Annotated in this window: 9 protein-coding genes; all 9 read right to left on the bottom strand. The window is 64.8% G+C overall.

The window, feature by feature from the left end:
- Positions 1–49: 49 nt before the first annotated feature.
- Positions 50–2,485 (bottom strand): DNA topoisomerase (ATP-hydrolyzing) subunit B, encoded by a 2,436-nt coding sequence (gyrB, locus tag A3AS_RS0120595; protein ID WP_018319458.1) that lies wholly within the window; start codon positions 2,483–2,485, stop codon positions 50–52.
- A gap of 283 nt (positions 2,486–2,768) precedes the next feature.
- Positions 2,769–3,341 (bottom strand): hypothetical protein, encoded by a 573-nt coding sequence (locus A3AS_RS0120600; protein ID WP_018319459.1) that lies wholly within the window; start codon positions 3,339–3,341, stop codon positions 2,769–2,771.
- Positions 3,342–3,591: 250 nt separating this feature from the next.
- Entirely contained in the window at positions 3,592–5,748 is a 2,157-nt protein-coding gene (locus A3AS_RS0120605; protein WP_018319460.1) for a hypothetical protein, read from the bottom strand.
- A 157-nt stretch (positions 5,749–5,905) separates the two neighbouring features.
- A complete protein-coding gene (locus tag A3AS_RS0120610) occupies positions 5,906–6,649 on the bottom strand; it encodes a hypothetical protein (protein ID WP_018319461.1) in 744 nt (247 codons plus the stop codon).
- 119 nt (positions 6,650–6,768) lie between these two features.
- Positions 6,769–7,905, bottom strand: a complete 1,137-nt coding sequence (gene recF / locus A3AS_RS0120615; RefSeq protein ID WP_018319462.1) for a DNA replication/repair protein RecF — start codon at positions 7,903–7,905, stop codon at positions 6,769–6,771.
- An 88-nt stretch (positions 7,906–7,993) separates the two neighbouring features.
- Positions 7,994–8,359, bottom strand: coding sequence for an endonuclease domain-containing protein (locus A3AS_RS0120620; protein WP_018319463.1), 366 nt, complete (start codon positions 8,357–8,359; stop codon positions 7,994–7,996).
- A gap of 210 nt (positions 8,360–8,569) precedes the next feature.
- Positions 8,570–9,688 carry a DNA polymerase III subunit beta gene (dnaN, locus tag A3AS_RS0120625; protein WP_018319464.1) on the bottom strand — a complete coding sequence of 373 codons (1,119 nt, stop codon included), beginning with the start codon at positions 9,686–9,688 and terminating at the stop codon, positions 8,570–8,572.
- A gap of 259 nt (positions 9,689–9,947) precedes the next feature.
- Positions 9,948–11,357, bottom strand: a complete 1,410-nt coding sequence (dnaA, locus tag A3AS_RS0120630) for a chromosomal replication initiator protein DnaA (protein WP_026202184.1) — start codon at positions 11,355–11,357, stop codon at positions 9,948–9,950.
- A gap of 1,234 nt (positions 11,358–12,591) precedes the next feature.
- Positions 12,592–12,858 carry a 30S ribosomal protein S20 gene (gene rpsT, locus A3AS_RS0120635; protein ID WP_018319466.1) on the bottom strand — a complete coding sequence of 89 codons (267 nt, stop codon included), beginning with the start codon at positions 12,856–12,858 and terminating at the stop codon, positions 12,592–12,594.
- Positions 12,859–12,876: the final 18 nt, after the last annotated feature.

Below are 12,876 nucleotides of genomic sequence, written 5' to 3' on the forward strand. Positions count from 1 at the left end.
TCTGCGAGCGCGTCGGCCTCTCCCGCAAGCGGGAGTGGCGAAGCAAACCTCAAATATCGATCGTCGCGCTGAGCGAATGTTCCTGGATGAAGTCGCGGCGCGGTTCGACCACGTCGCCCATCAGCTTGGTGAAGATGTCGTCGGCCTCGTCGACCTCCTTGACCTTCACCTGCAGCAGCGAGCGCACGTCGGTGTCCAGCGTCGTCTCCCAGAGCTGCTCCGGGTTCATCTCGCCGAGACCTTTGTAGCGCTGCAGCGAGATGCCCTTGCGGCCGGCCTCGGTCACCGCCTCGAACAGGTCGACCGGGCCATGGACCATGTGCTCGGTATCCTTGCGCCGCAGCTTGCCGGAGCGGGCGTAGACGTCCTGCAGCTTCGTCGTGTACTCGTCGAGCTTGCGGGCTTCGGCCGAGCCCAGGAAGGCATCGTCGATCACAGCGGCTTCCTTGACGCCGCGCACGGTGCGCTCGAACAGGAAGCCCTGGCCTTCCACGTATTGCCCGATCCAGCCGCGCTCGACCTCTTCGGCCTGATTGTCCAGCCGGCTCGCGATGTATTGGGCGGCGGCCGCGGCGTTCTCGGGATTGCCGTAGATCGATTTGTTCAGCACGCCGGTGATGGCGGCCTGCTCGATCACCTTGCGGTTATAGCGGCTGTGCAGGTTGCGCAGGATGCTGCGGACCACGCGGGCGTCCTCGACCAGCGAGCGCAAATCGCGGCCGGTGCGGTCGCCGCCGGTACCGGGAATGTAGACGCAGTCATCCAAGCCGGCGTCGATCAGATAGTCTTCCAGCGCCCGCTCGTCCTTCAGATACTGCTCGGACTTGCCGCGGGAAACCTTATAGAGCGGCGGCTGGGCGATGTAGAGATAGCCGCCGTCGATGATGTCGCGCATCTGCCGGTAGAAGAAGGTCAGCAGCAGCGTGCGGATGTGGGCGCCGTCGACGTCGGCGTCCGTCATCACGATGATCTTGTGATAGCGCAGCTTCTCGACCGAGAATTCGTCGCTGATGCCGGTGCCGAGCGCGGTGATCAGCGTGCCGATCTGCTCCGACGACAGCATCTTGTCGGGGCGGACGCGTTCGACGTTGAGGATCTTGCCGCGCAGCGGCAGCACCGCCTGGAATTCGCGGTTGCGGCCCTGCTTGGCGCTGCCTCCTGCCGAGTCACCCTCGACGATGAAAAGCTCGGATTTGGCCGGATCCTTTTCCTGGCAGTCGGCGAGCTTGCCGGGCAGCGAGGAGACCGAGAGCGGGCTCTTGCGCGTCAGCTCGCGCGCTTTTCGCGCGGCCTCACGCGCGGCGGCGGCCTGGATCACCTTGCCGACGATCATCTTGGCTTCGCTCGGGTGCTCCTCGAACCAGGCCTGGAGCGCCTCGTTGAGGACGTTCTCGACCACGGGACGCACTTCCGAGGACACCAGCTTGTCCTTGGTCTGCGACGAGAATTTCGGATCGGGCACCTTCACCGACAGCACGGCGGTGAGGCCTTCGCGGCAATCGTCGCCGGTCAGCGCGATCTTTTCCTTTTTCGCATTGGCCTCGGCATAGCCGTTGACCTGGCGCGTCAGCGCGCCGCGGAAACCGGCCAGATGGGTGCCGCCGTCCCGCTGCGGGATGTTGTTGGTGAAGCACAGCACGTTCTCGTGGTAGCTGTCGTTCCACCACAACGCCGCCTCGACGCCGATGCCGTTGGCTTCCGCGCGCACCATGATCGGCGCCGGCACGATCGCCTTCTTGTTGCGGTCGAGATATTTGACGAATTCCTCGACGCCGCCGGAATAGTGCATCTCCTCGCGTTTCTCGACCGCATGACGCATGTCGGAGAGGGCGATGTTGACGCCGGAATTGAGGAAGGCGAGCTCGCGCAGCCGATGCTCGAGCGTCGCGAAATCATATTCGATGTTCTTGAAGGTCTCGGTCGAGGCGAGGAACGTCACCTCGGTGCCGCGCTTGCCCGGCGCGTCGCCGACCACCACCAGCGGTGCGACGGCATCGCCATGGGCGAACTCGATGTAGTGCTCCTTGTTGTCGCGCCAGATGCGCAAGCCGAGCTTGCTCGAGAGCGCGTTGACAACGGAGACGCCCACGCCGTGCAGGCCGCCGGAGACCTTGTAGGAGTTCTGGTCGAACTTTCCGCCGGCGTGCAGCTGGGTCATGATGACCTCGGCCGCCGAGATGCCTTCGCCCTTGTGGATGTCGACGGGGATGCCGCGCCCGTCGTCGCGCACGGTGACGGAATTGTCGGCATTGAGCACGACGTCGACGCGCGTGGCGTGGCCCGCCAGCGCCTCGTCGATCGCGTTGTCGACGACTTCGTAGACCATGTGGTGCAGGCCCGAGCCGTCGTCGGTGTCGCCGATATACATGCCCGGGCGCTTGCGGACGGCATCGAGACCCTTGAGCACGCGGATCGATTCCGCGCCGTAATCGCTCGCGGTGGAGGGCTCGTTTTCGGCAGCGGGCTGCCGAGCAGGTTCTGTCATGAGAGGCCTTCGAGATGTCGCCCGAATCAGCGGCGCAAAAGGCGCTGATTTGCGAGCTATTTGTGCCACGAAAGAGGGCCTGCGCCTAGCGCAAAGTATCTTCCGTCAACCCTTTGACTAAATGGGGTTTTTAGGCCGGTTTTCAAGGCGTTCGAAGGCCGATTCCGAGGCTGGCCAAAAGCCCGATTCGAGGCCTCTTTTGGGCCCGCTGAGGCGGGGTTTTTGCGGGCGCGCGCAGGCCTGTTCCGAGGCGGCGCCGTGGTGTTCCGGAAGAAGCCTGGGTTCAGTAGATCTGGTCCGACTTGCTGTCGTCACTCAACCTGAGGGACCAAGCCTCGCCTGCGGCCAAAGTGATGGTGTTGGTGTGCACCATGTGACCCGACACGCGTAGCGCGTAGGAGTACGTGCCGGGCGGCAGATCCAGCACTTGTGGATGGTTGACGCCGCCCGCGATCTCGATGGTCTGGTCGTTGATCGTGAGCGAGGCCACGTCAGGTACGAGATAGCCGAAGATCAGCCGCGCGTGTCCTGCTATCGGCAGGAAATTTGCCTTGGCCACGACCTCCGTATTTCGCTGCACGAGGTCGACCGTGGTCTCGCCCTTGGCGCGGTCGAGCGTCAGCATGCCCGGCCCTTTCGACGAGGCGAAGACGAGCAGCGCGTGATCGGCGGCGACCATCGCGCCATCAGGCTTCTCCTGCCAGCCGCGCTTTCCGAGTTCCGCGCGATAGAAGGCCAGTACGTCGCTGAGTTCTGCGGGCACATGGGCTTTGAGCTCGAGCCGGAACGGGATTTCGATGCCGGACGCGTGCGCGGTGCTGAAGCTTGCGTGACTGGCTCGCGTCGGCACGGGCATGTCGGCGTGGGAATCTGCTGCGGTAAGCGGCTCCTGCGAACAAGCTGCAAGAAGAGGGAGGCCGCACATCAATAGCCACCACCGTGCCGGGACCTTCGTCCCGCGCCTTACCGTCGTCATGCCTACTCTCCAGGAATGCCGCGATCTTCGCGCGATACAGCGGCTGCGACACCGTCGCCGCCGCCTCTCGACGACTAGTCGGCCCACGAACCGGACAGGTTCAACCTGGTCGTTACAGGCGCAAGCGGGGTCAATACATCTGCAACGGCAGTACGTCGCCGCTCGGCCCCACCAGCAGGCCCCAGGCGTCACCGGCAGCGACGGTGAGGGTCTCGGTGTGGGCCGGGCGCCCGGGCATGCGCAGGGCGTACTGGTAGGTGCCCGGCGGCAGGTCGAGCATCGGGCCTTTCGGCGATTGCGGACCGCCGGCGCCGGCCGCGATCTTCACCGTCTGCTTGTTGATGGTCAGCGAGGCTTCCTTCGCCCCGATATTGCCCAGCATTAGCCTGGCCTGGCCAGGCTTCGGCATGATGTCGGCCTTCACAGCGGCATCCGGATTCTTCTGCGCCAGGCTGACCCTGGTCTCGCCCTTGGTGCGGCCGAGCTTGAGCACGGCCGGGCCTTGCGGCGAGGTGAAGTCGATCTGCGCGCGTTCGGCGGACACGGTGGCGCCGTCGGCCTTTTCCTGCCACCCGAGCTTGGAAAGCTCGGCCCGGTAGAAGGCCAGGACATCGCCGAGCGGGGCAGGGATGCTGGCTGCCAGCTCGCGGCGGAACGGCATCTCGCTACCCGGCATTTTGGTGGTGGCGAGCGAGGTCGAGGACCGCTGCGTCGGCACGGGGAGCTGGGATTCAGGGTCGGGCTTGAGCGGCTCGGAGGATTTGGCCTGCACGTCCGCGGTGGCCGCCGGCTTCGCGGCGGCCATCACGAGCCCCGATCCGTCGGCGCGCACGCTCACCTTCGGACCCATCTGCATCACGGTCATCGAGATCGATTTGCCGCTCTTGGAGAATTCCATCACAGCCATGTTGGGCTGGTTGATGACGGAGGGCTGCTCCTTCCAGCCGGCGGGCTTGAGCGATACGCGATAGAACGCGGTGAGCGCCTTGACGCTCGAGGCGGAGGAGAATTCGAGATGGCCGTCGTCGCCCTCGAATTTCACGCCTTCGGCGTTTTCGGGCAGCGGCACCGGCGTGTTGCTGCCCGCGAGCGCAGTGAGTGGCGCATCCGACAGGGAGGCGGCCTGTGTCTTGCGCCTGGCCTCGTCGGCGGCAATGAGCTGCTGAGCCGCCCCCAAGGCATCGCCGAGAAATCTCTCGTCGGCCTCCTTCTTCGCCTTGGCCCGGGCCGCAAGTGCGGAGTCCTTCACCTGCGCGGTCAGGCTGATCATCGTGAAATCATATTTGCGGCCGAGCCGCAGCACGCCAGTTTCCTCGGCGTTGGAGATCTTGATCGCGACGTCGTCGCCGGGCGCGAGCGGCGCATTGCCACCTTCCTGCCAGCCACGCGCGGCGAACTCGCGGTGATAGAACGCGAGCACGGCGGGCAGCTCGGCCATCGCGGCGGCCGACATCTCGCGCTTGTTGGAGCTCGCGCTGCCGAGGCCTCTCGCCGATTTGGTCGGCTTCGGCCGCGGCAAGCCCGCCATGTCATCGTCGGCCTCGAGCTCTTGGGGCAGCGCGAACGGCGCCACCCGGATGTCGACATTGGTGCGGCCGTCGTCGCGTCGTGTCAGGGTCAGCATCACCGGCTTCTGATAGATGTGCGTCGCGTCGCGATCGGGGTGGTCGTAAAAGACGCGCACGCCGTTCGGGACGGTCCCGTCAAGATCGGCGTTCGGCCAGCGCGAGGACGTTTCAGGCGTGAGCTTGCGCCATCCCATGGCCGCCATGTCCTTCGCAAAGAACTCGGAGGTCGCCTCGAACGCACCGGGCGCGATGCAGCCGAGATAGGGTCGGGTCTCGTCGAACACGAGATCGGTCGCGCCGTCCGGGAACGGCACGTTCGCATAGATCCGGTTCGGCGTGTAGAACACGGCGGATTGGTCGGAGCGCCCGCGCGCCTGTGTGAAGGAGACGCGCAGCCCCTGCCGTCCTTTCTTGAAGGTCAGCGCGGCACTCTTCTCGTCCAGCGGATACACATAGGGCACCCAGCCGTCGGCGCTCAGCAGCTTCTTCGTGGCGTCGGACGTGGCGGCAAGGGCGGTCGGGACGGTGTAGATGACGCGATAGGTGTCGGGGCGCGAAGTATCCTCCACCGCGCCGTCCAGCCGCGGCAGCGTATGGACGTCGACGAAGCTGTCGTCTGCCGCGTCCGCGGGATACGACGTGCTCGCCATCGCGAGAACGCCGCAGGCAAGCAGCAGCCATCTTGCCGGGACTTGCGCCCCAAGCGGGATCATCCGCATCGTCAAACTCCTGGGTGTTGCGCGGGCCGTCGCCCTGCGCATGGGCAGGCTGCGACACCTCGGCGCGCGGCCTCAGACGAGAAGTCGCGATGGGAACCGGAGAGGTTCAACGGACGGCGTACGAGCGGCGTCATGGGCCTGATCAGGCAGGCATGGCTCAATACAGCTGGAGCGGCGGCCAGGCGTCTCCGTCGCGTCCGATCGTGAGCTCCCAGGCATCGCCGGCGGCAAGGGTGAGGACGTTCGTGGTGGCTGAATGGTCTGGCCCGCTCAGTTCGTAGGAATACTTGCCGGGCGCAAGGTCCAGCGATACCGCATTGGCGCCGGCAGCGCGCTTGACGGTTCGGGCGTTGATCGTGAGCGCCGCGTCCCTCCCGCTGATGTTGCTGAACACCAGTTTCGCCTGGCCGGGTTCGGGCATGATATTGGCCCGGGTCGCCGCATCGGCGTTCTTCTGCACGAGATGGATCGAGGTGCTGCTGTCCTTGCGGGCGAGCTGCAGCGCGGCCGGCCCCAGCGGGGAGGCGAAGGCGAGCTGGGCGTGATCGGTTGCGATCACCGCGCCATCGGTCTGTTCCTGCCAGCCAAGCTTTCCAAGCTCCGTGCGATAGAAGCTGAGGACGTCGCCGAGCTCTGCGGGCACGGTGGTTTCGAGCCTGGTGCGGAGCGGGGCTTCGACGCCGGGCATCACGGTGGTGTGGGTCCCTCGATAGAGGTAGCGGGTCGGCGCGGGCAGCCGCGCATCGGGATCCGGCGTGAGCGCCACTGAGAACAGCGGCGACAAATTCGATACCCAGGCGCCGGCGCTTGCCGCGAGCAGGCAGCTCGCGAACAGAGCGAGGCCGCACGCAAGAAGTTGCCATCGCGCTGGAGCTGTCGCCCCATGCCTTACCGTCGTCATGCCTATGCTCCAAGCATCGCGTGTGTGTGAAATACTGCGCGATTGCACAACGGCGACATCGTCGGCGCCGCTTCAGACAGCTAGTCGCTGATGGAACAGGGCGGGTTCAACCCGGAGGCCTAGCGTCGAGACGAGACCTGTCCGCTCTCGACGTCGAAGACTTCGCCTCCAGCGCCGATCTCGGTGAAGGCCGCCGGGTCCGCGCCGGTCAGCCACACTTGCGCGCCGAGCTTGCGCAGCTCGTCGAACAGCGCGGCGCGCCTGCTAGGATCGAGATGGGCGACGACCTCGTCGAGCAGCAGCAGCGGCACGATGCCGGTCATCTCGGCGACCAGGCTCGCATGCGCCAGCACGAGACCAATCAGCAGCGCCTTCTGCTCGCCTGTGGACGCATCACGCGCGGGCATGCTCTTCGGCGCATAGATCACCTGGAGATCGGTGAGATGCGGACCGTCGGTGGTGCGGCCGGCGATGGCATCGCGCGGCCGGTTGTCGCGCAGGATCTGGCGGTAGCGATCCTCGACCGACGTCGCCGTCTCAGTCAGCAGCGCGTTCTCCATCCAGCCGTCGAGCGCGATCTGCGCCGAGGGAAAGGCGGAGGCCTGCGCGCGCGCGTTGAGCATGCCGGTGAGCCTTGCTGCGGTCTGGCCGCGCGTCGCTGCGACCGCGACGGCAAGCTCCGCGGTCTCGCGCTCGATGGCGTCGCACCAATGGTCGTCGTAATTGCGGGTTTCGAGCAGGCGGTTGCGCGAGCGCAGCGAGCGCTCCAGCGCGTTGATGCGGCTCGAATGCTCATTGTCGATCGCCAGCACCAGGCGGTCGAAGAAACGCCGCCGCTCCGAGCCCGCGCCCATGAACAGCCCGTCCATCGCCGGCGTCAGCCACACCATGCGGATATGGTCGCCGAAGGCCGTCGCGGACCCCACCGGCTCGCGGTCGATGCGGCAGCGCCGGCTCACCGCGCTGTCGGGCCGCGGCGCATCGATGCCGGTGCCGAGCGTGGCCAGCCCCAGCGCGCCCTCGACCTGCGCCGAGACGGCCCAGGATCCGTCGCCCTGGTTGTCGGCGACGTCTTCCAGCGTCGCCCGCCGCAAGCCGCGCCCGGGCGACAGAAACGAGATCGCCTCGATGCAATTGGTCTTGCCCGCCCCGTTCGGCCCGACCAGCGCCACCATGTCAGCCGCCGTCTCGAGCCCCGCCGCCCGATAATTGCGAAAATGCGTCAGCGTCAGGCGATGAATGCGGGAGGGGGTCATCAGTTATTCGATCTGGCGCGATTCTTCCCCTCTCCCCTTGTGGGAGAGGGTGGCGCCTCACGCAGTGAGGCGACGGGTGAGGGGTATCTTACCGCCCGGCAAGCTTTGCAAGGATATCCTCTAATACAGAAGCGGGCTGCTGTAGCACGTCGTTGTTCCAGTAGCGCAATGTCCAAAACCCTTCGGCAGCAAGCGTCGCCTCTCGCGTCGCGTCACGTTGTGATTCTACGTGCTGGCTACCGTCGATCTCGATCACAAGGCGCTTTTCGAAACAGACAAAATCGAGAATGTAGTTTTTGAATGGTACCTGTCGGCGAAACTTGAAAGTGGAGACCCGACGATCCCTCAGCAAGCGCCACATTGCGGTTTCAGCATCGGTTGGTTCGTGCCGCATGTTCTTCGCGAATTGGCGGAGACGCTTGGCGACTGGCCGATGGGATGGCTCCTGCGGCACGAACCCCTCACCCGACTGAGTGTGTATCCGCCACCGGAGCTGCCCTCTCCCACAAGGGGAGAGGGCACAACAACGTGCGTCGCGCTTGTGGCGACAGGATAGGCTGTAGCTTCAGCCTCTTCCCTCGTAGGAGAGGGTGGCTTCGCGCACCGAAGCCGGGCGAGGGGTTGTCTCCGCGTACAAGGTATCGCGAGAGGGGGAGCACGTCCCTCACACCCGCATCGGCATCAGCACATACAGCGCGCTCTTGTCGTCGCGGTCTTGGACCAGGGTCGGGGAGCCGGGATCGGCGAGCCTGAGTGTTGCGACGTCGCCTTCGATCTGGGCGGCGATGTCGAGCAAATAGCGCGAGTTGAAGCCGATATCGAGGGCGTCGGAGGCGTATTCGACTTCCAGCTCTTCGGTGGCGCTGCCGGAATCCGGATTGGTCACCGACAGCACCAGCTTGCCCGGTGACAGCGACAACTTCACCGCCCGGCCGCGCTCGCTCGAGATCGTCGAGACGCGGTCAACCGCGTTCTCGAAATCCTTCTTGTCGACGACGAGCTCCTTGTCGTTGCCCTGCGGGATGACGCGGCCGTAGTCGGGGAAGGTGCCGTCGATCAGTTTCGAGGTCAGCACGACATTGCCGATCGTAAAGCGGATTTTTGCCTGCGACAGCTCGATCGTCATCTCGGCGTCGGTGTCCTCGATCAGGCGCTGCACCTCACCGACGGTCTTGCGCGGCACGATCACGCCGGGCATGCCCTCGGCGCCCTTGGGCTGCACCAAATCGAGCTGGGCGAGGCGGTGACCGTCGGTGGCGACGCCGCGTAAGGTCGCGGCCTTGGGCGTGCCGGCGGCGTGCAGGTAGATGCCGTTGAGATAATAACGGGTCTCCTCGGTGGAGATCGCGAACTGGGTGCGGTCGATCAGCCGCTTGACGTCCTTGGCGGCGAGCGAGAACGAGTGCGACATGTCGCCGGCGGCCAGATCCGGGAAATCATTCTCCGGCAGGGTCTGCAGCGTGAAGCGCGAGCGGCCGGCGCGGATCGCCAGCACGGCGCGGTCGCCGTCGGCCTCCAGCACGATCTGCGAGCCGTCCGGCAGCTTGCGCACGATGTCGTAGAACATGTGCGCCGGCACGGTGGTGGAGCCCGCGGTCGCGGTTTCCGCCGGCAGCGTCTCCGTCACCTCGAGGTCGAGGTCGGTCGCTTTCAGCGACAATTTGGCGTTCTCGGCCCGGACCAGCACGTTGCCGAGGATCGGAATCGTGTTGCGGCGCTCGACCACGCGGTGGACGTGGCCCAGTGACTTCAGGAGTTGCGCGCGTTCGACCGTAACCTTCATTGCACTACTCGCCCGATCCCCAAATGAAGAAGCCGGGCGGTCGAAAAGCCCCGCCGCGGCACCGATGACCCCGGCAGGTCAGGGCCATCCAACCGATATGACCAAAGCCGCCAGGGTCGCGCAAGGTGGCTCGGATGGCCCCCGGATTCAAGGGATCGGGGGCCAGTTCCGCACGATTCCCACGATTTACCGCCCAAACGAAAGCCGCCGCCCAGGCATGGCCGGGGCGGCGGGAGAATGGCAGGAGCGCCTTAGGCGTTTATTCCTGAAGCTGGCGCTTCAGCGACTCCACTTCCTCTGACAGTGCGGTGTCCTTGGAGACCAGGGACTCGATCTTGCGCACGGCGTGCAGCACCGTGGTGTGGTCGCGCCCGCCGAAGCGGCGGCCGATCTCGGGGAGCGAGCGCAGGGTCAGCGTCTTGGCGAGATACATCGCCACCTGGCGCGGGCGCACCACATTGGCGGTGCGGCGGGAGGAGAGCAGGTCGGAGCGGCTGACATTATACTGCCGCGCCACCACGCGCTGGATGTCCTCGATCTTGATCCGCTTCGGCTCCTGCGGCCGGACCAGGTCGCGCACCTCGTGCTCGGCCATCTCCAGCGTCACCGGCCGGTTGTTGAGCTTCGAGTGCGCCAGCAGGCGGTTGATCGCGCCTTCGAGGTCGCGGCCATTATGGGTGATGGTGCGCGCCAGATAATGCAGCACCTCCTCCGGCACCTCGAAGGTCGCATGATGGGCGCGGGCCGCGGCGACGCGCGACTTGAGGATGCCGTGGCGCAGCTCTTCGCCGAGCGAGCCCATCTCGACCACGAGGCCGCCGGCGAGCCGCGAGCGGACGCGGTCGTCGAGGCTTTCAAGATCGGACGGCGGCCGGTCGGCCGCGATCACGACCTGGCGGCCGGCGTCGATCAGCGCGTTCAGCGTGTGGCAGAACTCGGCCTGGGTCGACTTGCCCTGCAGGAACTGCAGATCGTCGATCACCAGCACGTCGATGCCGCGCAGCGCTTCCTTGAAGGCCAGCGCCGTCTGCGTCTTCAACGCGGCGACGAAGCCGTACATGAATTTCTCTGCGGTGAGATACAGCACCTTGCGCTCGTTGCCGGAATTGCCGGCCCAGGTCACCGCCTGGAGCAGGTGCGTCTTGCCGAGGCCGACGCCGGCATGGATGTAGAGCGGGTTGAACATCACGGGGTCGCCGCGGCGACCTTCGGCGACCTGGCGCGCGGCCGCATGCGCCAGCGTGTTGGAACGGCCGACGACGAAGCTCGCGAAGGTCAGGCGCGGATCGAGCGGCGAGCCGCCGAGCGCATCATGATTGGCCGACACCGGCGCGGTCGCGGTCGAGCGCAGCTCCGGCGTGGGCGTGCGTCGCGTCTCGACCGGCGCGGGGGCTTCCTTCGGCTGTATCACCGGGCGCACGGCCGAACGCACCGTGAGGTCGATGCGATGCACTTCCGGCATCTCGGCCTGCCAGCACGACAGCACGCGCTCGGCATAATGAGCCTGAATCCAGCTCTTCAGGAACCGGGTCGGCACCGAGAGCCGCACGCTCTCCTCCTGCACGCCTTCCAGATCCATGCGCGCAAACCAGCTCGTGTAAACGTCTTCGCCAACGCTCGAGCGCAGCCGACCCTTCACGCGTGACCAGCGATCCTGTTCCATTGTCATCGTCAGAAAACTTCTCTTGAGAGATAAGGTTGCGTGGTGAGCGCCAAGCAGGGTTTCCTGTCATGGCGCGACCTCAAGCGAGTCCATCGTCAGGCATAGCTCGACCGTTCGGCGCAAACGCCGCAGGTCAGATCAGCGATGTCGGAGATGGAGAGTTCGCGAGGTCAGCGCGTACTCGACGCGCTCTCGCATGTGGGAGGCTGAACGCAGGACGGATCGGAGACGGCATCGTTGAACGATGGAACTTGAGTCAATACCGCGTTGAATCCGTAGGACATGATACCTCCCCGTCCTGCCGTGATCGCTCACGACAAGGTCCTGCTTCTGAAGACACCCGCGACGAAAATCGCTGATGACCTGCCCGTCTGCACTGCTCGTCCGCTCGGCTTCGCCTTCGCTCGTGTCGGGGTAACTTTGCGATGTCCGTGCGCCTCGCGAGGGATACGCAAGATCCCGCTTGGAGACATTCAGACAAAGAGATACCATTCCCATATTGCTATGGGTTTTTGATCCGACATTCGCTTTTTGAAGCGTCGCCTACGTGCACACCGCCGCCGATTTGCACGCTCGCCCCGTTTCCTAAACCGCGCTGGTCTGAAGATCGTGGGCGCCGCTGACGACTTAAGGAATACACTATGCGGAAAGACTCGCAACGAAATTGATTCACACTTGAGGCGTCAAAAAACTTGACCTCGGTTAACGCCGCGCGGGAGTTGTTCACAGGCTCGGAAGCAAGTTTTTGGATTCGTGCACAGAATCGAGAATGCCGGGCATCATGTGACAATTCTCCGTCACTGCTAAAAAAATTTTTACAAATTCGTCACGCGCCGGACGTGTCGGCGAATTTTTCAAATGCTTGCGGTCGCTATGTCGATAAGTGATTAGCGAGACATCGCTTTTTGAGTCTCGTTTCACAGGGTAACTCCAAGCCGTGCGCGTTCCGGTGAATCTACGGTGTGCAGAACTCTTGCGCGCGCGAATTCATCTTAGCCCCGCAGCACAGGGGTTTTTGCAACGCGGTGAAGTTTCCACTGTTGCAAGATATCGGCAGGTAGAACTACGGAACGAAGAATAGCGCAGGCGGTGCAAACCTTCCGATCGAAGATCGACTGTGGCGTGACCGGTTGCGTGAATATGACGGGCAACAAAAAAGCCCGGCGCGATGCCGGGCTGTTTGACGCATGCGATGTTCGATCGGATCGGCCGACCGATTGGTTCGCCGTTACCTGGCTCGTTACTTGGCGAGCTTGGCGATCTGCGCGGTGAGGCGCGAGACTTTGCGGCTGGCGTTGTTCTTGTGAATGATGTTGCGCTGGGCGGCGCGCATCAAGGCGGGCTCGGCATTCGCCAGCGCCTTCACGGCAGCGGCGCGGTCGCCGGTCGCGATGGCTTCTTCGACGTTACGCACGGCACCGCGCATCTGGGTGCGGCGCGACTTGTTGACGGCGGTGCGGCGGGCGATCTTGCGCGTCGCTTTCTTGGCGGAAGTGGTATTGGCCATGGTCTCAATATCCTTTGC

Origin of the sequence: Bradyrhizobium sp. WSM2793, assembly GCF_000379585.1 — a bacterium.
In the GTDB taxonomy this organism is placed as follows: Bacteria; Pseudomonadota; Alphaproteobacteria; order Rhizobiales; family Xanthobacteraceae; genus Bradyrhizobium.

What these genes read in the sequence shown, in the direction of transcription:
- gyrB (WP_018319458.1), bottom strand. Translation starts at nt 2,485, where the DNA reads ATGACAGAACCTGCTCGGCAGCCCGCTGCCGAAAACGAGCCCTCCACC.
- A3AS_RS0120600 (WP_018319459.1), bottom strand. Translation starts at nt 3,341, where the DNA reads ATGCCCGTGCCGACGCGAGCCAGTCACGCAAGCTTCAGCACCGCGCAC.
- A3AS_RS0120605 (WP_018319460.1), bottom strand. Translation starts at nt 5,748, where the DNA reads ATGCGGATGATCCCGCTTGGGGCGCAAGTCCCGGCAAGATGGCTGCTG.
- A3AS_RS0120610 (WP_018319461.1), bottom strand. Translation starts at nt 6,649, where the DNA reads ATGACGACGGTAAGGCATGGGGCGACAGCTCCAGCGCGATGGCAACTT.
- recF (WP_018319462.1), bottom strand. Translation starts at nt 7,905, where the DNA reads ATGACCCCCTCCCGCATTCATCGCCTGACGCTGACGCATTTTCGCAAT.
- dnaN (WP_018319464.1), bottom strand. Translation starts at nt 9,688, where the DNA reads ATGAAGGTTACGGTCGAACGCGCGCAACTCCTGAAGTCACTGGGCCAC.
- dnaA (WP_026202184.1), bottom strand. Translation starts at nt 11,357, where the DNA reads ATGACAATGGAACAGGATCGCTGGTCACGCGTGAAGGGTCGGCTGCGC.
- rpsT (WP_018319466.1), bottom strand. Translation starts at nt 12,858, where the DNA reads ATGGCCAATACCACTTCCGCCAAGAAAGCGACGCGCAAGATCGCCCGC.